Source organism: Streptomyces sp. NBC_00887, assembly GCF_045207585.1.
In genome coordinates this window covers 74,603-95,857 of the sequence record NZ_CP108789.1, presented here as the reverse complement: position 1 = coordinate 95,857, position 21,255 = coordinate 74,603, and the positions used below count along the sequence as shown (strand labels likewise).

Sequence of the window (21,255 nt, the reverse complement as noted above, 5' to 3'; positions counted from 1 at the left end):
GCCCCGCCCCACCCCCGCGACCCCGACCCGGAGACCGAGCATGACCGAACTCTCACCGTCCGATACGCAGACGGGGCTGCCCGCGCCTGCGGAGGCCCGTTCCCCGCGTAACCTCACCCTGCTGCTCGGGGTCGCCTGCGCCGTACAGTTCCTCGACTCGATGGACATCGCGAGCGTCGGCCCCGCCCTGCCGCTGATCCAGGACGAACTGGGCATCTCCGCCGCCGCACTGCAGTGGGTGGTCAGTGCGTACGCCCTCGGCTTCGGCGGCCTGCTGCTCCTGGGCGGCCGGCTCGCCGATCTCTACGACCGCAGAAAACTGCTGATCATCTGGCTGGGCGTGTTCGCGCTCGCCAGCTGCGCGGGTGGCCTGGCGGACGACGAGTTCGTGCTGACCCTCGCGCGGCTGTGCAAGGGCATCAGCGCCGGCATCACCGCCCCCGTGGCGATGGCGGTCCTGCTGGACGCCTTCCGGGAGGAGTCTGCCCGCAACAAGGCGCTGGGCACGTTCATGGCAGTCGCCGCGACCGGCTACTCCCTGGGCCTGGTGTTCGGCGGCGCGCTGGCGAACGTGTCCTGGCGTCTCATCTTCTTTCTGCCGGGCGCCTTCGGACTCGCCGTCGCCGTGCTCGCCGCCTTCGCCATCCCCGGCGGACGCGGCGACCGGAAGCGCGGTCGCATCGACATCCTCGGCGCGCTCACCGTGACCGGGTCCGCGATCTGCCTGGTCTACGGGTGCAGCCGCGCCGCCACCGACGGCTGGAGCGACATCTGGAGCGTCACCACGCTGATCGCCGCTGTCGTGCTGCTCGGGCTCTTCCTGCTGGTGGAGCGTCGGCATCCGGACCCGCTGGTGCCGTTGTCCATCTTCCGCCGGCCCCAGCTGGCGCGGGCCAACGTCTGCCTGCTGTTCGTCGGGGCGTACGTGGCCTTCCAATTCGTGCTGATGCTGTACTACCAGAGCGAACTGCACTGGTCACCGCTGGAGGCCGGGCTCGCCTTCCTGCTCGGCGGAGTACTGACGGGGGGCACCGCGCGGTACGCGGCCACCCTGGTCACCCGTTACGGCGCCTGGCCCGTCGCGACCGCGGGGCTGGCCATGCTCGCCGCCGGCTACCTGGTCTGGGCCCTGCTGGTGGGCCACGCTCCCACCCTGCTCATCATGTTCGTCCAGCAGGTGCTGGGCGGCCTGGGCTTCGCCGCGGCCTTCCCGGCCCTGAACATCGCGGCGGTCGGCCAGGCACGTGAAGACGAACAGGGTCTGGCCTCGGGCCTGTTCAGCACGAGCCAGCAGATCGGCAACGGCATCGTCGTGGCCTTCACCGCCACTGCCCTGACCCTGGGCGCGGACGGCGGACTGAACGGATACCGCGCGGGACTGTGGACCGTCACCGGGGTGACCGGCGCGGTGGCGGTACTCGCGGTGGCGGGCAGCGTCCGCTACCGGCGCCGCGACCGGCGTGCGCCCGCCGCGGCCGCGGCCGACAGCCGGTAGAACACGGGCCGCCCCGGGGCCGGCACTCCGGGGCGGCGCCGCCGGCGCGGCCTGCCGCTGGTCGACTCGCCGGTGGAAGATCCGCCACGAGGGCCAGTGATCGCGCTATGTCATGGCCAGGCGCAGTTGTGGTGCCCATGAACTCGTGTGCACTCGGCGGCGTAATCCGTTGGTGCACTTTTTGTGTTGCCTGCTCATCTCCGGATAGGGCTCGTGGCGGCGACGCGGACTCCGCACAGTGCGGTCTTCGGCTCGGCCTCCCTGTCTTGAGGAGACACGAACATCGCCGCTCAGGGCCTCCGTGCGCTGCAGGAGGGCCAGAAGGGCTCCTTCGACGTCACGCAGGGCCAGAAGGGCCCGCGGGCGGAGAACATCGCTCCCGTCTGAGTACTGACGCGCACCACCGGACAGGGCCCGCACCGCAAGGTCGCGGGCCCTGTCCGTCACCCGCACCCGTCGCCCGCACCCGTCGCTCCCCGTACCGGCCATACGAACGCGGGCCATTCGTATGGCCCGCACGGCAGGCGGCAGCACACAGCCCTGAGGCCGCGCACCGCTTTCTGCCCGGACCTGACAGGTCCGGCATGTCGCCCGCCCATCCGGTGGTGCGCTCTTTCGACGCGCGCGGTGCGGACTATTGGTTGCCGCCTCGGCGGTGATCGCCGGCGCGCGCTCGTACGCGGCCATCGGACAGTGGTCCGCAGCACGCTCTGGCCGGCGCCCGCGCGGTGGGCGCGATGGGCGTGCGGGTCGCACCAAGCGCCGCCACGATCCGGCGGGTCATCGGTCAAATCTGCCCCGGCGGCCTGGCCGACCTGACCGGCACTGATCCCGGCGGCGCCGAGTCGATGGCCGTGGACGGCAAGACCGTCCGCGGATCCCGCAACGGCCAGACGCCTGCCGCCCACCTCCTGGCCGCGATGACCGGCGACGGCCGGACCGTCACCCAGCTGCGGGTTCCCGACAAGACCAACGAGGTCACCTGCTTCGCGGCGCTGCTGGAGCCCTACGAACTGACCGGGGTCACCGTCACAGCTGACGCCCTGTACACGCAGCGCGGCCACGCGCGTTTCCTGGTGGAGGAGAAGAGAGCGCACTACCTGCTGGTGGTCAAGGCCAACCAGCCCGCGCTCCACCGGCAGTTACGGTCACTGCCGTGGAAGGACGTGACCGCACGCCGCTACGCCCGGGAGATCGGCCACGGCCGCAAGGAGACCCGCGTGACCAGGGTCCTCACCGTCACCGGCCTCGGCCTGGACTTCCCCCACGCCGTCCAGGCCGTGCGCATCCTGCGCCACCGCACCGACCTCAAGACGGGCACCGTCAGCCGCCAGACCGTCTCGATGGTCCACTGCGACCTGGCGAGCTGGCCGAGACGCTGGGGTGATGCCTGCTGCGAAGTCAGATCCGTGATCGCGTAGCGGCTGCACTCTGTCCGTGACGCCACCTTCCGCGAGGACGCCTCGAAGATCCGCACCGGCCACGGACCCGAGAACATGGCCACCCTGCGCAACCTTGCGATCAACAAGCTCCGCGCTGCCGGGCACCGCAACATCGCCGCAGGCCTCCGGCACACTTCCTACGAGCCCTTCATCCGCCCACTCGACCTACTGGGCCTCGCCTGACCAGCACACCTACAAGATCACACGACTTTGCAACACCCCTGAGGGCCGACCAGCGTTCTGCCCGGGAAATCGACTGCAGTCGTTCGACGATCGGCGACACAAGAATCACCTTTCCGTCATTCAATGCGATGAGAACATAGGCGACTTGACGACCTGCTGACACGGTCCTGACCGAATCCGGGTCGGACAGGTTCCGGAAGCTGTCAGCTCAGCGTCAGGCGGACATGGGAACCTCATGCACAGGAGTGTGTCCAAGATCCGTATCGGAGGGGTGACGAAATGGACAGCATCACGCGGACCACGCGGGAGGAACTGCGCGTCAACGGCTACTCTTTGGTGCCGGCCGACCAATTCGTCCTGGCCCCCGAATTACAGCCGCTGGTGAAGGGACTGGCCGACGAGTGGGAACGGCTGGAGACTGACCAGTACCTGACGAACGGCTCACGCCTCCGCGAGCGCCGCTACGACCGCTTCTACTTCCTGCCCCGCACCGGCGAGATCCGCCTGCGCCCGCACCGGCCCTACTACCAGTCCCCGGGCGCCAACGACCACGCGGGCGGCGGCCAGCGTGAAGTGGCCCCGCTGAGCTCCGCCACCCTCGCCAACCCCCTGCTGACCCGGCTGATGCGCGACGACTTCGCCCACTTCCCCCTGGCCGACGACGACACCCGCCTGGACGAACCCTGGGACGTGCAGTGCCATCAGTTCCGCATCATCAGCACCCCTGACGAGATCGGCGAGCCGACCCCCGAAGGACCGCACCGCGACGAAGTCGACTACGGCGTGATCCACCTCATGGGACGAACCAACACCGAAGGCGACCAGTCACAGGTGCTCACCCCGGACAAGGAACTGCTCACCGAGTTCACCCTCACCGAACAGATGGACACCATGTTCTGGGCGGACCGGCAGGTCCTCCACGCCGTACAGCCCACCCGGACAGCAGACCACGACAAGCCGGCCACCCGCGACGTACTGATCATGGGCTACAAGCACACTCCCCAGCTCCAACGCATCGAGCACGCCTAGAGTCGTCTCGAATGCGGGTTCCGCGGTGGAGGGCTTCGGCGGGCGGTTCGTGAGACCGGAAGCCGTGTGTGCACCTTCGCCGAAACGACCCGATCCGCGCGCGACCGGAGCAGGTTCCGGGATCAACTTCACAAATCGACCCCGGGATTTTCTTCCTGCGTGCTGAATATGCCCGCGATACCTGTTGCGGAGCCTCGGCGCCCATACCGTATCGCCGCGTATCCCCACCTCTCAGAAGGCGGCACGTCATGACGCAGATACCCGCCACGGTCGATTCAGGACGGAAGAGATCCGAGTCCACCGATCACGCCCCCCCGTCCTTCTTCTTCAACGGACATGCGCCCCGCCGACGGGTGCTGGTGATTGCGGCCAGCGCCATTCTCGGTTTCGCCCTGACAGTGGTGTGGTCGGCGGAGTTCGTCGACCGGACCATCGGCGACACGGTCGCGGACACGCTGCTGGGCCACACCGCCAAGGGCACCCCGATCGCGGGCGCCCTGGCCGGTGTCTTCTTCGCTCTGGCCACGGGCGTCGCCGGGACATTCACCGCATGCAACATCGCTGTGTTCAGCGCGCTGGCGCCGCTGACCGGCGGACGGGCCACATCCCGTCGCGGCCGGATGGCCGCCGGGCTTCGCCCGCTGGGACATCTTGCCGCCGGAGCGGTCGTGGTGTCGTCCCTGTACGGTGTGGTGGTCGCGATAACCGGAACGAACATGGCCCAGTTCGACCAGAGCCAGAGCCAGAGCGGCGGCCTCTCGGGCCGGCTGATCCAGGCCATGGTGGTCTACGGAATCATCGGTCTGGTGATGACGTACCTCGGCCTGGCGGCACTGGGCATCGTACGAGACCCTCTGGCAAAGGTGTCGGAGAAGTACCCCAGTGCACCGATGCTGTTCATGGGCGGACTGATCGGGGCCTTTCTCGTCGGACGGCCCTTTCCGCTTTTCCGCCAGTTGTTCCGGGACGCTGCCGAGAGTCACAACGTGCTCTACGGGGCGGCGGCCTTTGCATTTCAGAGCCTGGGCAACATCCTGGTCATGGCGGCGCTGTTCCTTCTTGTGACCGGTTTCCTCGGAGACCGACTGCAGCGGTGGATGGAACGTTCGCCGAGCCGTACCGCGGCGCTCATGGCGGCAGGGTTCATCGCGGCGGGCATCTTCCTGCTTCTGTACTGGGATGTGCGGATCCTGGCGCGTCGTGACCTGATCTGGTATCCGATCGCGCCCTGGGCAGCCTGAGCCGGCTCGGTCAGTTCGCCGAGCACTACGGCGTTCGTGGCACCCGGGAAAAGCGGAGTACCCGATCCAGGTGAATGCCCGCCACAGCGTCCGCCGGACCGGCGGCCCCGCTCACCCAGCCGCCGCGCCCACGCAGCGCGGAACCACTTCCCGCGTGCGATCACGGACCTGCTGCCGCGTGTGCGAAGGGCATTCGCTCACGCGGCAGCAGGTGAACGCCCTTCCGGCGGGGGGCGGAGCTGAGCAGGCGGTATGCGTAAGCCGCGGACACCAGGGTCATGTGATGGTGCCACCCCGGATAGGACCGCCCTTCGAAGTCGAGCAGGCCGACATGCTCCTCCATGTCCCGTACCGCCCTTGCCGTGCGGGACAGCGTTCCCGCCAAAGCGAGTACCTCCTCGGTAGAGGTGTCCAGCATGTTGGTGAGCCACAGCTGGGTCGAACGGCTCTTCGCCCCGTTCCGCACCGCGAGCAGCCGGTAGGTGCGCGGGATCGCTCCGGGCCTCGGTTCGGGCACGTGCACCAAGCAGGACGTCACGGTCTCGGCGCCGAGGTCACCGGCCCTGGCCACTTCCTCGATGCGGACCTGATAGCCGCGGTCGCGCTCATGGAGCCAGTATGCGGGCAGGAGTGGTCCGCGGAAGGAGGCGTTGACATGGCAGTGAGCCATCCGGCCGCTGCCGGGAACGATCCTGAGATTTCCCGGAACGGAGACGACGAACTCGCGCTCGTTCACGTCGAGTCGACCGATCACCGCGCTCGCACCGGATAAGCCCTCCAGGTCGGCCACCACCGGCAGCGGTCTCGGCCGGGCACCCGTGGCGCCCTGGCCGGCCAGCTCCAGCACATGTGTCGTAAAAGGCCAGGCCCGCGCCGCGTCCGGTATGCGGGCGCGCGCCCGCCGCAGCGGATCCTCGGTCCACGCCCGGGGAAGCAGCAGGCTCCAGTTCACCGGAAGAGCGGCGTCGTCGGACGCCAAGAAGGCTCCGACCCCCACCTGACAGGTCACCGAGCGCCCTGTGGAAGCCAGGTAGCGGCGGTGCACTCCGCAGGAGTGCTGTCCACGCTTGCGCAGGATGACCCGGTCAATCACCATCGCCCGCAGGGGCAGTCGCCGCTCGACCCAACGGGCCAGTTTCTCCCGGACGGGCATCCAGTCCCACGGGCTCGCGTTGACGAACTGCTGCAGCGACTGGGAGGCCGTGGGAGATCCTGAGACCGCTGCGGCGATGCGCCGCACCGACTTCTTTCCCGGCGTATTGAGCAGGCCCTCCAGATAGATGTGCGCCCAGCGGCGTTGGTCGGCCCTCGGCAGGTGCTCGAACAGACTCCTGGCGAACGCGGGCAGTGTGGCCTGTGCGAGAGTCGTGGCAGGCGTCTCCATGGCGTCTCCCCCATCTTGCAAGAGCAAGCATTACTGGTGCCGGGTCAGGTCGGCTGCGGTGGTCGTGTCTGCATGTCCTGCAGGTGCGGTGTCACGTCGGCTGCGTGTGGCACGGGTGAATACGAGTCTGTGCCCGGAGCAAGTCGGGGGGCCTCGCGGACGGACGCGTGCGAGCTGTTCGTGCGTGCACCGGCCTCGTACCACGGGCCGGTGGCGGTCGCCTGGTGGCGGCCCGGCGGCCTCGGCATGCTCGACGAGGCCCGTTCGTAACGGTTCCGCCGTACGCGCGAAGGACGCGCCCCGCGGTGTCCGGTGCTTCCCCGGGTTCTCGGCTCCCCCCGAACAGGGGAGACCCGACTTCCCGACGTACCGGCCGATATCTCTCGTGCGGGACGTACTTGGGATGTCGGCCGGTGCGGCAAGCAATGGAGTCTTTCCTGCTTGAGCGAAGCCGAGTGCGGGGGGAAGTGCCGGGCGTCGCGGGCAGGGCGGGACGTCAGGGATACGGCCCAGCGCATCGAGGACGGCTGTCGCGAGAGGAAACAGACTCCCGGCAGGGCCCACGTCGGCGGTCGCACCAAACACCACTGGCCCTGCCATGTCCCCCCGTCCCCCCGTCCCATGTCTTCCGCATCCTGCAACGACTGCACAAAGTCCCACAAAAAGGGCGGCGACAGCACAAGCCTCCACAGATTTGTCCGCGAGATACCACGCCTACTCGCGGCCTGGGCCGGCACTTGCCCCATCCGTTACCACGACACACCGAACGTCATACCGCCCTGATCAGTCCCTGCTGTCGAGATGTAAAAATAAGAGTAAAAATAAGAGGAGCACCCTCATTTTTTCCACAAGAGCAACTGTTCCCACTTCACCACCCCGGTACACACCAAGCACCGAACAGAAGCGCGGGACTCGCAAATGCGTGCGAACCGGAAATGATCCGGTAATGGCGTCGCGACTTCTGTGAACCGATGCAAGATCAAGCAACTTCGCCTGCTCACAGACCTGTTGACGTGGACTCGCAGCTCCCTGCATCCACTAAAAAGTACCCACCTGGAGAAAATATGGTGAAACAGGACAGAGCTATACGGACGCGCATCGCCATCGTCCGGGCCGCGGCCGTCGAGTTCGGCCAGGGCGGCTATGACGGAACATCGCTCTCTCGAATCAGCACGACCGCAGGCGTATCCATGGGCTCATTAGGCTTTCATTTCGCGACGAAGGCAGAGATGGCGAATGCCGTACAGGAAGAGGGCGGCAATCTCATCAAGGCCGTCGTACAGCAGGTGATCGTGCAGACGGCACCACCGCTCACCCGGGTCGCCGACCTCACGCTCGACCTCGTCCGGCTCCTGGAGGCGGAACCCTCGGTCCGTGCCACCGCCCGTCTCGCCCGGGAACGGACTGCCCCGTCGTCCTGGCCGAGCAGCTGGCTCCCGGCTGTCCAGAACCTCCTCGACGAGGCCCACACCGCCGACCAGCTCCGCAGCACCGCCCTGCCCGAGGACGTCACCTCCCTGGTGGAGTACCTGATCAATGGCGCCGAGGCGCGCCTGCGCACGGCACCCAGGACCGAGCACGGGTACGAAGGGACCGTGAAGCAGCTCGAACGGCTGTGGAACCTGGCCCTGAAGGGCGTCTCGGCGGAGCAATCAGCCTGAGGCGTAACCGCCGTCCGGCAATCCCGGACCGGTAACCGTCGTAGGTGCGGGCGGCCTTCGGCTGAGCACGTGTTCCGGCCCAGGAACACACAGTGCTCAGCGCGAAGGCCGCGGGTACGCCCCTGTAACGCGGAGGGACCGGTCCCGGCCGCCCACCTCGCCTGCCGGCCGAGATTCCGCGATGCGCGCCGTGGGCTATGCCGCCGTCTTCTGCGCGGACCAGGTCTCCACCGGACGGATCGGCACCAGCGACGGAGGCGTCGGACTCTTGGCCGGTCCGCGCAGCGCGTTCCACAGCACTCGCGCGATGAACGCGGGTTTCTGCAGCGACTCGGGCCGGTCGATCAGGCCGGCCGTCCGCATGTACGCGGCGGCGACCTTCTTGTCGCGGGTCGCGGCGATCTGAATGAGTGTCAGGAACTTCTGCGCTGCCTTGACCTGCAGCGTGCGCCTGCCCTCGACCCCGGGGAAACTCAGGTCCATGATGTTGGTCATCTCCCAGGCCGGGTCGACGACGTTCTTCGCCAGGTCCTGGAAGTACAGCAGTGGCTGCGGGGCCGCCCCGGTGTGCAGATGTCCGCGCATGGTCAGGGCCGACAGCGCCGCCACCGTCATGCCCTGCGCGTAGACCGGGTTGAAGCAGGTCACCGCGTCTCCGACGACGAGCAGGCCGTTGGGAAAGCGGGTCAGCTTCTCGTAGCGGCGGCGCAGTGTGGTCGGGAAGCGGAAGGCGACCGGCTCGTCCAGCGTCTCGGCGTGCTGCAGTGTCTCCCAGATCTCCGGCGCGGCGAGTGTCTTGACGAAGTCGTAGAAGCCCTGCTGGTCGGTCGGCGGGTGGTCACCGAGGATGCCGTAGGCGGTCAGCTCGACGCGGCCGCCGTCGGTCTTCGTGAAGATCGCGCCGCGCGGCAGCTTGGCGTTGGCGACCGGGTTGATCGACAGGTCGGAGCCGTACGGGTTGGCCTTGAGCTTGTAGTGCTGGGTGACGTAGCCGAGGCCGACCTTCTTGCTCTCCTCCTCGACCGTTCCGTAGCCCAGCTCCTGCAGCCACACCGGGGTGCGCGACCCGCGGCCGGTGGCGTCCACGACCAGGTCGGCCTCGATGGTGCGCTCGTGCTCGTCACCGTGTGCCAGCACGCGTGCGCCGACGACGGTGCCCCGGTCCGGGGCGGTCGCCAGGCCGAGGATGTCGTGCTCCTCCACGAACACCACGTTCGGCAGCGCCGCGGTACGCCGGCGGATGTGCTTCTCCAGCATCGGACGGCTGGCCGCCACGCAGGTCAGGCCCGCGTCCTCCTGCTCGATGCGCACGCCGTTGAAGTACCAGCGCACATTGCCGCACAGGTCACCGGTGGGCACCCCGTCGGCGAAGATCTCCTGGGTGATCCCGGGGTAGAACTCTTCCATGACCAGCTGGCCCCGGGCCAGCAGACCGTTGATGTGCTTGCCCTGCGGGCAGCTGCGCCGCGGATCCTCGGCGTCGAGCAGTCTGTCGCGGTCGACGATCTGCACCTCGTCGTAGGCGTCGGCAAGCACCCTGGCCGCGAACAGGCCCGCGATGCTGCCACCCAGTACCACCGCGCGGGATTTCGTAGCGTCACTCACGGATTCTCCAAGTGGGTATGTCAGGTTGCCAGCCGATGCGCCTATCGTTCCGCCGTGGCACGTGTACCTGCATCTCCGGGATTGCCAGGAGACAACGCCGGTTGGGACGCATGCGCCGCATCGCACCTGCTCGGTACGGGGAATCGCCGAGGCGGGCGGGCGTGTCCCGCCCGGCGCCAGCAATCTCGGAGACGACACCACGATCGCGGGCTCTTAGCATCAGGGACGATTCCGGCCCGTCGTGAGGGGTGTGGCTCGCCGTACGGGGCCTGGACACCGTGCCGGTGACGGCTGGTCCCAGACGGCAGATCCCCCCTTCTCCAGGAGGTGTTCCGTGTCCGACATCGAAGTACCGACCCGGCAGGAAATGGTTCGCCGGGTGGCTGAGCTGGCGCCGCTGCTGCGCGGGCACGCCGCCTGGAACGAGGAGCACCGGCGCATCCACGACGAGTCGATCGAGGCGCTGACCGACGCCGGCGTCTTCAAGCTGCGCGTCCCGGCCCGCTATGGCGGTTTCGAGGCGGACAGCGCGACCATGGTCGACGTCGCCACCGAGCTGGGCCGCGCGGACGGCTCCACGGCGTGGGTGGCCTCGGTCTACTGGATCCCCGGCTGGATGGCCTGCCAGTTCCCCGACGAGGTCCAGGACGAGGTCTTCGCTCGCCCGGACGCCCGGGTGTGCGGGACCCTGAGCCCGTCGGCGACGGCCACCCCCGCCAAGGGCGGTGTCGTCGTGAACGGGAAGTGGGGCTTCCAGAGCGGTTCGCAGCACGCGCACTGGCAGGAGATCATCGCGGTCCTGGTGCCGCCGGAGGGCCAGCCCTATCCGATCGTCGCGCTGGTGCCGATGAGCGACCTGCTGATCGTCGACGACTGGCACACCTCTGGGCTGAGGGGCACCGGCAGCGTCAGCACGGTGGCGCAGGACGTGTTCATCCCGGCCGAGCGTGTACTGCCACTGCCGGCGATCCTGGAGGCCCAGTCCGCGTCCAAGCTGAACGCCGACTCGCCGATCTACCGGGCCCCGCTGCTGCCGGTGGCCTCGGCCTCCGCCGTGGGACCGCTGGTCGGCATGGCCCGCGGCGCGATGGATGCCTTCGTCAAGCGGCTGCCCGACCGCAAGATCACCTACACCGCCTACGAGAAGCAGTCCGCGGCGCCGCTCACCCATCTGCAGATCGCCGAGGCCGCGATGAAGATCGACGAGGCGGCGTTCCACGCGCACCGGCTGTCGGCCACCCTCGACGCGAAGTGTGCCGAGGGCTCGGCATGGGAGATCGGCGAGCGCGCGCTGGCCCGCGCCGACCTCGGCGCGACCGGTCGGCTGGCGAAGGAGGCGGCGGACATCCTCGGTACCGCCAGCGGTGGTTCCTCGATCTACACCAGCGTGCCGATCCAGCGCTATGTCAGGGACCTGAACGCGGTCACGCTCCACGCGCTGATGCACCCGAACACGAATGCGGAGCTCTATGGACGAGTGCTGTGCGGCCTTGACCCGAACACCGCCTACATCTGACAGGAGTGAGCATATGAGCACCGACACCAACACCGCGCCGAGCACCCCCGCGCCCGAGGCGGACATGGCGGCGATCGCCGCACTGACCCAGAAGGTGATCGCGGCCTGGGCCTACAACGATGCCGATTCCTTCGCGAACCTCTTCGTCGAGGAGGGCACGATGATCCTGCCCGGCATGTACGCCAAGGGCCGTGAAGCGATCCACGCCTACCTGGCCGAGTCCTTCGCCGGGCAGTACAAGGGCACCCAGGTCACCGGGCGCCCGCTGGACCTGCGCCTGCTCGGCGCGGACTCCGGCATCCTCCTCACCGAGGGCGGGGTGCTGCCGGCCGGCCACACCGAGGTGCCGGACGAGCAGTCGATCCGGGCATCCTGGGTGGTCGTCAGGCGAGACGGGGAATGGCGGCTGGCCGCCTACCAGAACAGCCACGCGCGGTTGCAGCTGCCCGCCCCGGGCGGGGCTGCGTAGGTGCGGTGAATCCGCGCACCGAAGGGGCGGCGAAGACGCGACAGCCGCCCCTTCGGTGCGGCACGGGCCGCTGACCAGCAGTCCGTGCCTCTCGTGCTTCGCTGACCGGCGGTAGTCCGGTACCGCGGCGATCCGGGGAGGGGGCCGGGCAACCCGGCCCCTGACCCGGGTGTCGGAGCGGCTGAGGTCAGAGCTTGAGCATCTCCTTGGCGACCTCGTCGGCGGACGCGGCGGGGATCGCGGTCGCGGCCTGCTCGAGCACGAGCAGCCGCGCGCCGGGGATGTCGTGCGCGAGCGCCTCGCCACAGCCGACCGGGAAGAACCGGTTGCGACGGCCGTGCACCACGAGCGTCGGCACCGCGAGTTCGGGCAGGCGCTCGCGCCAGCGGGGCCGGCAGTCCAGGTGGGCGAACACGGTGCCGAGCTGGTTGGCCATCTGGACAGAGCGCGATGTGCCCGGTGTGCGGTCGAAGGTCCGCCCGGCGGTGGTCCGTGCCTCGTCGGGGTCGTCACCGAAGACCTCGGCCGCGGCGGTCGCCCACTCCACCACCGAGGCACGGTCGGACCAGTCGGGCTTCGGGAGCTTGAAGCGTTCCTTCATCGCAGCCTGGTCGTGGTCGGGCAGGTCGTCGTCGACCGGGCCGGGAGCGACGGCCCGCGTCCCGGCGAGGGTCAGCGCGGAGAACGCCTCCGGGTGGTCGAGGGCGGCCACCTGAGCGACCATCCCGCCGACGCCGATGCCCGCCAGGTGGGCGGGGCGGTCGTCGAGCCCGCGGGCGAGCGCGGCCGCGTCGGCGGCGAGGTCCCGGAGCGTGTACGCGGGTGCGTCGGGGTCGGCCGTCGTCGACGCGCCCGCGTCGCGCAGGTCGTAGCGGACGACGTGACGTCCGCCGCGCGCGAGCGCCTCGCAGAGGGCGTCGGGCCAGGACAACATGGTCGTGCCGCCCGCGAGCAATACCAGGGGCTCCGCTTCGTCACCGAAGTGCTCGACGCCGAGTGTGACGCCTTGGGGCGTGCGGAACGTGTCAACTGTCGAATGCATCGTCAACCTCCAAGACAGCTGGTGCCGACGGCATCAGCTGTCCCAATGTAATGGTTCCAACGGCAGGAGAACGGTTTGCCGGCGAGGTGGGAGACACCGCGTCGGCAGACCGTTTTCGTCCTACGCGGCTGCCGCCTCCGGGGCCGGTCCCCCCTCCGGGGCCGGTCCCCCCTCCGGGGGCTCGGCCGGCGCCTGGCGGGGCATCAGGATGACGAACGGGATGCTGAGGGCCGTGGCGACCACGACGACGACAAGGGTGACCTGCATCGCGTGGCTGTATCCGGAGGCCGCGTATGCGTAGAAGACCGACGAGAACGCGGCCGAGCCGATCGCCGTGGAGAGCTGCTGCATCGAGGTGAGCGAACCGCCGGCACTGCCCGCCTCTTCAGGCTTCGCGTCGCCGAGGGCGATGGTCGGAATCGTGGTGTAGCACAGGCCGGTGCCGATGCCGATGACCAGGAACGCCGGGGCCAGTGCCCACAAGCTGACGTCCGTACCGGAATAGTTGACGAGGGCCAGGAGCCAGCCGCTGCCGATGATGCTGATGCCCAGGCCGACGAAGACGAGTGTGCGGCCGAGCTTGGTGACCAGGCCGCCCATGGCGGCGAATGTGGCGACGATGAGCCCCGCGGTGAGCGGCACCATACTGAGCGCGGCCGTCCGCGGGCTGGCGTGCAGCCCTTCCTGCATGAACAGCGACAGTACGAAGAACAGGCCGGTGCCCGCGATGAACGAAACGAGTCCTACGACCATGCCGGAGGTGAAACCCCGGTTCTTCAGAAGCGAGGGCACGATGAGCGGGTGCGCCGCGGTGCGCTGTCGATAGGCGAAGGCGGCGAAGAGCAGAACGCCGACGGCGACCGAGGCCACGGGGCCGGCCGTCCAGCCCTTGGTCGAGCCCTCGATCAGGCCGTACATCATCCCGAGCATGGCCAGCCCGAGCAGGCCGGAGGCCCACCCGTCGATGACGGTGGCCCGGTCGCCGTCATCGCGCGGCAGGAGCTTGGCCGCCACAATCAGCCCGATGAGGCCGAGGACGATCGTGAGGAGGAAGATCGGGCGCCAGCTCAGGCCGAACATGTCCGCGTCGATGATGAGGCCGGCGAGGACCGGGCCGAGCACGGCGGAGATACCGAGAATCGGGCCGAACAGGCCGAAGGCCTTGGCAATCATGTCGGGGCTGAAGACCTTCATCATGATCGCCATGCCCTGCGGGATGAGCAGAGCCCCGAACGCCCCCTGGGCGATTCGGGCGAGGATGATCAAGACCGGGTCGGGGGCGAAGCCGGCCAGTGCCGAGGCCAGGGTGAACCCGCCGAGGCCGATCAGGAAGAGCCTGCGTTGGCCGAACTTGTCACCCAGCCGTCCGCCGACGAGGAGCAGGATGCCCATGGCCAGCATGTACGCCGGCCCCAGCCACTTGATCAGGCTCACTCCGCCGTCGAGATCGGCGGCGATGGTGGGGGCTGCGATGTTCGTGACCGTTCCATCGATCACATCGAGAGCGTCGACCATCAGCACCAGCCCCAGGATCGCCCACATCCGGCGACGGGAGACGGGCGCGGTGTCCATGTCAGGCTTATCTAATTTAGTCAAGACAACGTCCTTCTCGGTTATTTCGGGAGCGCCCGTCCTGGGCGCCCTCAGCCTTGACGAACGCTACCGACGCGGTCGACACCGCCTGGTGATGTTTTACAACTCCTGGTGGTTCGGTGGCTGATTGCCGACTTCCGCAAGCACGGATGCGGCCAGCTCCGGGGTGACGGCGTCGGGCCGGTTCGCGGGCGGTGGCAGTTTAGTGCGGCACCGTTCCGCAACGCTCCCGGGCAACACGAAACCGGGCTCGTCGGTCAGCGCCGTGATCGCGACCGCGCCGGAGGGCACCTTCACGGGCTGGTCGTTTCGGCAGGCCAGCAGGAAGGCCAGCCAGGTCCGGTACGACACCAGCAGTTCGGAGAAGGCCAGGGGTGCCTTGCTGAGGCCGAGCCGCGTCGCCACCGCCGCCAGGTCCTCGCTCATGAGCTGCTCCATCCCGACGACGCAGGACAGCGGATCGCCGTCCAGGTCGGGAGAGGGCCGCCGGACCGCGCCCAGCTTTCCCTGGAACTCGGCGAAGATCTCGGTGACGTGGGCCGTATCGGGCCAGGTCGGCTGCACCAGGACGGCCGTGACATCCCGCTCCCCGGCCAGCCGGTCGGCGATCCGCAGGGACAGGGCGGCGGAGCTGCAATGGGCCACGACGAACACCGGCCGGCCGGGCGTCGCGGAGGCTTCGCCTGCGCGGAAGGCGGCAGCGGCCTCGTCAGCCAGGTCCGGCAGGGTGGCATAGAGCCGGTCGCCCGACAGCGCACCGCGCGGGTCCACCTGATGGACCGAGTGACCTGCTGCCGCGTCAGCGATCAGGCTGCTGAGCCGCGGCGCCGCGGTGAGCGGCTGGAAGTCGGAGACCAGGATGGCCGCTCCGTCCCCGGAGCTGAGCTGACTGCACAGGGGTTGGGTACCGACGACGGCCCGCATGGATGTTCCCTTCCCGGTTCACGCGCTGGATTCCTGTTTCGGCAGGGCCGAGTCGGGGGACTTCAGCGACGCGAGCAGCAGCTCTCGGTACTCGTCGGCCATCGCGACGATGGTCGGCAGGTCGAAGTCGAGGCTGTTGTACTTCACGACGCCCACCACGTCCCCGTCCGGGTGCAGGTCGAGTTCCCACAGATTGCCGTCCGGGATCTCCGACACGTCGACGAGCGATGTCAGGCGGCGGCGGAGCGCATCGAGGCGGAGGCCGCCGATGTCGTCGGCTTCCTCCGGCGGGAACTGGGAGATCTGGAAGGCGGAGACGACGCTGCTCACGTTCATGATCGGGCCCGACATCAGTTCCGGTTCGGACTTGGCGATGATCTCGCCGAACGGAAGTTCGTAGGAGTAGGCCTCGAGCAGCGAAGCCCGGGTCCGGCGGACCAGGTCGGCGAAGCTCGCGCAGCCGGATACATCGGTCCGGATCGGCAGGAAGTTGAACAGCGTCCCCACCGTGTCCTCGAAGCCGGGCTCGGTACGGCCGGACGTGATGACGGGGGAGACGATGTCGGTCCTGCCTGTCCTGCGGTGCAGAAACAGGTTGAAACAGGCGAACAGGACCATGAACGGCGAGCAGTGCAGTGACTTGGCCAGCGACGTGGTGGCGTCGGCCAGCTCCTGGTCGAGTACGAACCGGTATACGGCGTAGACCGGCGGGACGTCCAGCCGCCGTGGCCGGTCGGTGGGGAGGATCAGCATTTCCCCGCCCGACAGCGTGTCCTTCCAGTACTCGCGCGCGATGGTGGCGGACTCGCTGTCGCGGGCTTCCTGCTGCCAATAGGCGTACTCGCCGAGCTGGCGGGTCTCCGGCAGACCCGGAGCGGGCAGCCCCTGACGGGTCGCGTAGCAGATGGTGAAGTCACGCATGAGCACCTGCATGGACCAGCCGTCACTGGCCAGATGGTTGGTGACGATGACGAACACCGCGTCGCCGTCGTCGAACCGCGCCAGGGTCGCCCGCAGCAACGGCAGCTCCGTGGCGCCGAGCCTGCCGTCCCGGTCGACCTCGTCGAGGAACTCGTGCGCCAGGCGCTCGCGGTCGGCCTCCGTCGCCGCCGGCGGAAGGTCGACGACGGTGAGGGCCGCCGGACACGGCGGGGAGACGCGGGCGTAGGGGGCGTCCTTCTCCCTGATGATGGTCGTGCGGAGCGCCTCATGCCGCGCGACGACGTCGTCCAGCGCGAGCTGCACGGTCGCCACGTCCAGCAGCCCGCGTACGCGCCAGCCGGCCAGGACGATTCCTCGCGGGCCGAACACACCGAGGTCATCACCCCGGTCGAAGGCGCACATGAATTCCTCATTGGCCGACAGCGGGCGCCGCGCGGACGCGTCGTCGGCCGTCCGGTCCTTGAGCGGATCAGACACGGCAACCTCATTCCCATTGGCTCGGTACAGCCGGTCATGGCCACCGCGGTCGCCCGGCGTCACGACGGCCGGTTCGCGCGGTGGGTCCTCTTCGCGTCGATGAACTCGTCGCGGTTCTACTGCTGATCCCGTGCGGAGAGGGCAGCAGCCGTTTCGGCTCCGCGGCGGTTCCATGCCTGCTCCGGCCGGTCGGTCATCGCCTGCACCAGCTCTACGAAGTCGGAGCCCCAGCTGTCCACCGTGGCGGAGTCCACCGAGCCGGGTTCGTACTCGATGACACAGCGGAAGTCGCCCCCGGGAACGACGAGGAAGGTCCAGATGATCACGCCGCGGCGGAACGAGGCGGCCTCCTCCTCCGGCAGGGCCACCGGTTCGACGCTGGTGGTGAAGTCGGTGTCCTGGTTGTCCGCCGGCGCACTGACGTAGTTGAAGCCGGACGGCAGCACCATCGGATCGCCGGGAGGGTTCAACAGGGTGGGGTACATGCCGAGGAGCGACTCGGTGGGCAGTTGGTGCTGCTGGGCCTCGACGCTCGCCCTGCGCGCGCAGAGCATGAGGTCGAGGAAGGTCTCGCATTCGTCGGACTCCAGCCGGACGGGGACGAGGTTGGCGAAGAACCCGATGGTGTTGTAGTACTCCGCGGCAGGCCGGCCGCTGTTCACGGTCATCAGCGTGATGTCGGTCTGGCCGGAAATCCTCTCCATCAGCACCATGTACGCCGCCAGGCAGACGTGCCAGATGCTGCACCGGTTCCGGGCCGCGCCCGCGGTGACCTTCGCGAGGGTGTCGGGATCGAGCGAGAAGTTCCCCACGGCACTGCGCGCCGACTGCTTTTCGGGGTCGTAGGGCCGGTCCGTCGGCATCGTGGACATCGTGGCGCCGGCCAGCTTGTCCTTCCAGTAGCGGCGTGCCTCCGCCGCCTTCTCGCTCTGCAGGAACTCCTGCTCCCAGGTGGCGAACCCGCTGAACGGGACCGGGGTCGGCAGCGTGTGCGGCACCCCGGTCACCCTGGACCGGTAGCAGGCCGCGATTTCGCTGCGGAGGACGCCGACCGACCAGCCGTCACTGTAGAGGTGGTGGCTCAGGAGGGTGAGCACGGCGTCCTGGTCGTCGAACCGGTGCAGGACGGCGCGCAGCGACGGCGCGTCCAGGAAGTCCATCGACTCTTCGTTCACCTCGTGGAGCAGCTCGGCGGCAATCTCGTCGCGGGATCGGCCGGGGGCCTCGGGAACGTCGCGCACGGCGAGCGGAACCGGCATCGGCGGCAGCACTTCCAGAGATCCGCCCATGCCGCTCTCGTCGTAGTGGACCTGGCTGCGCAGGGACTCCTGCCGTGCCACCACATCGTCGAGCGCGCCCCTGAGCGCGTCGACGTCCAGCTCACCCTTGATGCGAAGCACGTGTGCGCAGACGTGCTTCGGTGAGCGCTGCAGGCCCATCGGGTCCCTCTGGCGGGAACTCAGCGGATACATGTCCACGGTGACACTCCAGAATCTGTCGGGTGAGGTCAGGTGATGGCCGGCCGTCAGGCCGTACTGCAGCGGCCCGTCGTCAGACCTCGGTGCTCAGCGTGTCCAGGAGCCGGTCGAGCTCCGCGACAGTGGGCGCGTCGAAGATCTCGTTGATCGATATCTCCACACCGACCGCCGGCCCGACACGGCTGGCGATCAGCATGGCGTCGATGGACTCGCCGCCCATGACGAAGAAGTCGTCGTCCAGACCCCACCGGGGCCTGGCGAGCACCTCCGCGAAGATCGTGCACAGCAATTCCTGACGGTCCGATCCCGGCGCCCGGTAGGGCCCGAGCCCCCGCAGCTCCACAACCGGCAGCACATGCGCCTGCGGTGTCCCGCCGGAGGCCACCGGCAGGGCATCGACGACCACGACCGCCGCCGGCACCGCCGTACCGGGCAGCGCCCCCCTCAGGTGCTGATGCAACGCCGCCAGATCGAACCCGGCACCACCGGGCACGACATAGGCCACATGCACCTGCCCGACAGGATCCTGCTCATACGTCAGGACCGCGGCATCCACGAGACCGGGGTAGGCGGCCAGCACGTCTCGCACGTCCTGGAGCGCGGCAACAGCCATCAGTCGCTCACCTTCCATGCAGGTTCCGAGCGTTCCCCCACAGCCTTCGCAAGCCCAGGCCCGCCGACAAGCTCCCAGATTGCTCTGCTCGGGCCGCGCTGAGGCAAGTGAAGAGATGCGTCTCGAGCGGCCCGCGGAAAGAGTGGTGACCAAGTCCATGGACGAGTCCGGAACTGGGAGATGTCGCGATGGCTTTGCCCGAAGTTGTGTCACGAGATGAATGGTTCGCGGCGCGTCTGCCCCTTCTCGCCAAGGAGAAGGAGCACAGCCGTGTCCGGGACGCGCTGCACGCCGAACGGCGGAGCCTGCCGATGTTCCTCGTCGACCAGGATTACAGCTTCGACACGCCCGAAGGCAAGCGAAGCCTGCTCGAGCTGTTCGACGGCCGACGACAGTTGATCATCTACCACTTCATGCTGCCGTCCGTCACCGGCGGCAGCTTCTGCCTCGGCTGCTCATTCTGGATCGACAACATGCCCCACCATCTTGAGCACCTGCACGCCCGCGACACGTCGCTGGCAGTGGACTGCCCGGTGCCCCTGGCCGACTTCGTCGAGCACAAGGAGCGAATGGGCTGGACGGTCCCCGTGGCCTCTTCGCTCGGCAACAGCTTCTACGACGACTTCAACTTCGAGCTCGTCCCGGGAGCGACGAAGATCCCGGGAATCAGCGTCTTCCTGCGCGGTGACGACGACGAGGTCTACTGCACCTACTCGACCGCCTTCCGCGGAACGGACCTGGTCAACAACACCTACAACTACCTCGACCTGACATTCCTCGGGCGGCAGGAAGACGATCTGCCCTTCAAGTGGGCCTGGTTGAGGTATCACGACGAGTACGAGACTGAGCCGATCCCCTAGGGCCGGCCGGTCGCCCGGCACAGGTCCTTGAATGTGGCCGGTACCCCGCAGCGGGTACCGGCCACATGTCATATATGAACATCGGCGCGATCAGGACTTCAGCACCTCGGCCAGTGCGTCGTCGATGGCGGCCGCGTCCTCGGGGACCAGGCCGTACATGGTGAAGTGCCCCAGCGGGCCTTCGATCACCCGCAGCCGGGCGTCGCGGATCATGGCGGCGTCGCGCTCGTGGTCCTCGGCCGGGAACAGGAGGTCGTCATCGAACGCGAAGACGAAGAACTCGGCGGTGATCCGGCCGAGCGCCGCCTCCATGTCTCCGCCGGTGCCCAGGCTGACGTCCGCGGCGCGCCACTTCGCCGCCTGGCAGAGCAGGTTGTTCGGGTCCATCGGCTGAAAATGGCCGCGCATGAATCCCAGGGTGAACTCCTCGGCGCCGGCGAATCCGATCCGGCGCCACACCTCGTCGCGGAAGAACCGGTAGCTGGTGCTGGTCGCGGCCCAGGCCATCGCATGCCTGCCCAGGCCGAGATGCACGTCGTCGGAGTCCGTGTAGAAACCGTCTGCGAACGCCGGATCCGAGCGCAGGAGTTCGCACTGCACATCGAGCTGCAACTGGTTCTGGACCGGCGTCCTCGCGGTGGCCGCGAACACGGCCGCCCGCAGCACCATCTCCGGGTGGCGCACCGCCCATTCGTAGGTCTGCTGACCGCCCATCGACCAGCCGAGCACCGCGTGCAGGGCCGTGAGGCCGAGCCGCTCGGTCACCAGCCGGTGCTGGGCGCGTACGTCGTCGGCAATGGTCACCGCGGGGAAGTGGCCGCGGTCGAACGGCGCCGGCGTATTGCTCGGTGACGAGGACAGGCCGCTGCCGAACTGGTCGGGCAGGATGAGAAAGTACCGAGAGGGGTCGAGCGCGCGGCCCTCACCGATGAGCATCTGCATCGAGGCCGACGTGCCCGAGTACATGTGCGGCACGAGCACGGCGTTGTCCTTGGCCGCGTTCAGGCGGCCCAGTGTCCGGTACGCCAGCCGGGCGGCGGGCAGCGTGTCCCCGCTGTCCAGTGTGTACGGACCGAGTTCGAAGTACTCATGCGGACCCTGCACCGCGGCAGAATAATATTCGGCGCCCATGGTGACCTCCCAGGAATGGCTTTGCCCACGACTGTTCCGCCGAAGGCGGTAGCCGTCTTCTTCGTCCGTGCGCGCCTTCCCGAGCACCGCAGTCGAAGAGAACCCGAACCGGCCTGCTTCGCCAACAATCAAAAAACGCCGTTGTCGTCAGCGGTCAGGGCGTATGGGTA

18 protein-coding genes and 1 pseudogene are annotated in these 21,255 nt (G+C 68.4%); 10 read left to right on the top strand and 9 right to left on the bottom strand.

The window, feature by feature from the left end:
• Positions 1-40 precede the first annotated feature (40 nt).
• The 6 genes and pseudogenes from OG844_RS46000 (at position 41) to OG844_RS45975 (ending at position 5,390) form a co-directional block, all read left to right on the top strand.
• Positions 41-1,495, top strand: a complete 1,455-nt coding sequence (locus OG844_RS46000; RefSeq protein WP_331734450.1) for an MFS transporter — start codon at positions 41-43, stop codon at positions 1,493-1,495.
• 276 nt (positions 1,496-1,771) lie between these two features.
• Positions 1,772-1,882: pseudogene (locus tag OG844_RS45995) on the top strand (cold-shock protein); the annotation flags it as partial.
• A gap of 350 nt (positions 1,883-2,232) precedes the next feature.
• A complete protein-coding gene (locus OG844_RS45990; protein WP_331734447.1) occupies positions 2,233-2,916 on the top strand; it encodes an ISAs1 family transposase in 684 nt (227 codons plus the stop codon).
• A gap of 75 nt (positions 2,917-2,991) precedes the next feature.
• Positions 2,992-3,120: a hypothetical protein gene (locus OG844_RS45985; RefSeq protein WP_331734443.1), complete on the top strand. Its 129-nt coding sequence runs from the start codon at positions 2,992-2,994 to the stop codon at positions 3,118-3,120.
• Between the two features lie 279 nt (positions 3,121-3,399).
• Positions 3,400-4,149, top strand: a complete 750-nt coding sequence (locus OG844_RS45980; RefSeq protein ID WP_331734441.1) for a 2OG-Fe dioxygenase family protein — start codon at positions 3,400-3,402, stop codon at positions 4,147-4,149.
• Positions 4,150-4,397: 248 nt separating this feature from the next.
• Positions 4,398-5,390, top strand: coding sequence for a hypothetical protein (locus OG844_RS45975; protein ID WP_331734437.1), 993 nt, complete (start codon positions 4,398-4,400; stop codon positions 5,388-5,390).
• A 160-nt stretch (positions 5,391-5,550) separates the two neighbouring features.
• On the opposite strand, the gene OG844_RS45970 is transcribed toward OG844_RS45975, so the two are convergent.
• On the bottom strand, positions 5,551-6,774 hold the full coding sequence (locus OG844_RS45970) for a transposase (RefSeq protein ID WP_331734433.1): 1,224 nt from the start codon (positions 6,772-6,774) through the stop codon (positions 5,551-5,553).
• A 971-nt stretch (positions 6,775-7,745) separates the two neighbouring features.
• Here OG844_RS45970 and OG844_RS45965 point away from each other — a divergent pair.
• Entirely contained in the window at positions 7,746-8,435 is a 690-nt protein-coding gene (locus tag OG844_RS45965; protein ID WP_406396455.1) for a TetR family transcriptional regulator, read from the top strand.
• A 195-nt stretch (positions 8,436-8,630) separates the two neighbouring features.
• Here the strand turns inward: OG844_RS45965 and OG844_RS45960 are convergent, their stop codons facing one another.
• Positions 8,631-10,040: an FAD-dependent oxidoreductase gene (locus tag OG844_RS45960; protein WP_406396454.1), complete on the bottom strand. Its 1,410-nt coding sequence runs from the start codon at positions 10,038-10,040 to the stop codon at positions 8,631-8,633.
• A 367-nt stretch (positions 10,041-10,407) separates the two neighbouring features.
• On the opposite strand from OG844_RS45960, the gene OG844_RS45955 reads away from it, so the two are divergent.
• Both OG844_RS45955 and OG844_RS45950 read left to right on the top strand, forming a co-directional pair.
• Positions 10,408-11,556, top strand: coding sequence for an acyl-CoA dehydrogenase family protein (locus tag OG844_RS45955; RefSeq protein WP_331734686.1), 1,149 nt, complete (start codon positions 10,408-10,410; stop codon positions 11,554-11,556).
• 13 nt (positions 11,557-11,569) lie between these two features.
• Complete coding sequence (locus OG844_RS45950) at positions 11,570-12,025, top strand: SgcJ/EcaC family oxidoreductase (protein ID WP_331734423.1); 456 nt, start codon at positions 11,570-11,572, stop codon at positions 12,023-12,025.
• A 187-nt stretch (positions 12,026-12,212) separates the two neighbouring features.
• On the opposite strand, the gene OG844_RS45945 is transcribed toward OG844_RS45950, so the two are convergent.
• The 6 genes from OG844_RS45945 to OG844_RS45920 form a co-directional block, all read right to left on the bottom strand.
• Entirely contained in the window at positions 12,213-13,067 is an 855-nt protein-coding gene (locus tag OG844_RS45945; protein WP_331734421.1) for an alpha/beta hydrolase, read from the bottom strand.
• A gap of 120 nt (positions 13,068-13,187) precedes the next feature.
• The gene (locus OG844_RS45940; protein WP_406396452.1) at positions 13,188-14,663 is read right to left on the bottom strand and encodes an MFS transporter; all 1,476 of its coding nucleotides are present in this window, start codon (positions 14,661-14,663) and stop codon (positions 13,188-13,190) included.
• A gap of 96 nt (positions 14,664-14,759) precedes the next feature.
• Positions 14,760-15,584, bottom strand: a complete 825-nt coding sequence (locus OG844_RS45935) for a hypothetical protein (RefSeq protein ID WP_331734416.1) — start codon at positions 15,582-15,584, stop codon at positions 14,760-14,762.
• Positions 15,585-15,602: 18 nt separating this feature from the next.
• Positions 15,603-17,003: a condensation domain-containing protein gene (locus tag OG844_RS45930; RefSeq protein ID WP_406396451.1), complete on the bottom strand. Its 1,401-nt coding sequence runs from the start codon at positions 17,001-17,003 to the stop codon at positions 15,603-15,605.
• A 116-nt stretch (positions 17,004-17,119) separates the two neighbouring features.
• The gene (locus tag OG844_RS45925; RefSeq protein ID WP_331734410.1) at positions 17,120-18,475 is read right to left on the bottom strand and encodes a condensation domain-containing protein; all 1,356 of its coding nucleotides are present in this window, start codon (positions 18,473-18,475) and stop codon (positions 17,120-17,122) included.
• A gap of 79 nt (positions 18,476-18,554) precedes the next feature.
• On the bottom strand, positions 18,555-19,094 hold the full coding sequence (locus OG844_RS45920) for a phosphopantetheine-binding protein (protein ID WP_406396447.1): 540 nt from the start codon (positions 19,092-19,094) through the stop codon (positions 18,555-18,557).
• Positions 19,095-19,282: 188 nt separating this feature from the next.
• On the opposite strand from OG844_RS45920, the gene OG844_RS45915 reads away from it, so the two are divergent.
• Positions 19,283-19,954 (top strand): DUF899 domain-containing protein, encoded by a 672-nt coding sequence (locus OG844_RS45915; RefSeq protein WP_331734408.1) that lies wholly within the window; start codon positions 19,283-19,285, stop codon positions 19,952-19,954.
• Between the two features lie 90 nt (positions 19,955-20,044).
• On the opposite strand, the gene OG844_RS45910 is transcribed toward OG844_RS45915, so the two are convergent.
• Positions 20,045-21,085 carry an alpha/beta fold hydrolase gene (locus tag OG844_RS45910; RefSeq protein WP_331734406.1) on the bottom strand — a complete coding sequence of 347 codons (1,041 nt, stop codon included), beginning with the start codon at positions 21,083-21,085 and terminating at the stop codon, positions 20,045-20,047.
• Positions 21,086-21,255 lie beyond the last annotated feature (170 nt).

Bases quoted from the DNA above. Each gene is read 5' to 3' on its own strand.
- OG844_RS46000 (WP_331734450.1), top strand. From the start codon at position 41: ATGACCGAACTCTCACCGTCCGATACGCAGACGGGGCTGCCCGCGCCT.
- OG844_RS45990 (WP_331734447.1), top strand. From the start codon at position 2,233: ATGGGCGTGCGGGTCGCACCAAGCGCCGCCACGATCCGGCGGGTCATC.
- OG844_RS45985 (WP_331734443.1), top strand. From the start codon at position 2,992: ATGGCCACCCTGCGCAACCTTGCGATCAACAAGCTCCGCGCTGCCGGG.
- OG844_RS45980 (WP_331734441.1), top strand. From the start codon at position 3,400: ATGGACAGCATCACGCGGACCACGCGGGAGGAACTGCGCGTCAACGGC.
- OG844_RS45975 (WP_331734437.1), top strand. From the start codon at position 4,398: ATGACGCAGATACCCGCCACGGTCGATTCAGGACGGAAGAGATCCGAG.
- OG844_RS45970 (WP_331734433.1), bottom strand. From the start codon at position 6,774: ATGGAGACGCCTGCCACGACTCTCGCACAGGCCACACTGCCCGCGTTC.
- OG844_RS45965 (WP_406396455.1), top strand. From the start codon at position 7,746: ATGCAAGATCAAGCAACTTCGCCTGCTCACAGACCTGTTGACGTGGAC.
- OG844_RS45955 (WP_331734686.1), top strand. From the start codon at position 10,408: ATGGTTCGCCGGGTGGCTGAGCTGGCGCCGCTGCTGCGCGGGCACGCC.
- OG844_RS45950 (WP_331734423.1), top strand. From the start codon at position 11,570: ATGAGCACCGACACCAACACCGCGCCGAGCACCCCCGCGCCCGAGGCG.
- OG844_RS45945 (WP_331734421.1), bottom strand. From the start codon at position 13,067: ATGCATTCGACAGTTGACACGTTCCGCACGCCCCAAGGCGTCACACTC.
- OG844_RS45935 (WP_331734416.1), bottom strand. From the start codon at position 15,584: ATGCGGGCCGTCGTCGGTACCCAACCCCTGTGCAGTCAGCTCAGCTCC.
- OG844_RS45925 (WP_331734410.1), bottom strand. From the start codon at position 18,475: ATGTATCCGCTGAGTTCCCGCCAGAGGGACCCGATGGGCCTGCAGCGC.
- OG844_RS45920 (WP_406396447.1), bottom strand. From the start codon at position 19,094: ATGGCTGTTGCCGCGCTCCAGGACGTGCGAGACGTGCTGGCCGCCTAC.
- OG844_RS45915 (WP_331734408.1), top strand. From the start codon at position 19,283: ATGGCTTTGCCCGAAGTTGTGTCACGAGATGAATGGTTCGCGGCGCGT.
- OG844_RS45910 (WP_331734406.1), bottom strand. From the start codon at position 21,085: ATGGGCGCCGAATATTATTCTGCCGCGGTGCAGGGTCCGCATGAGTAC.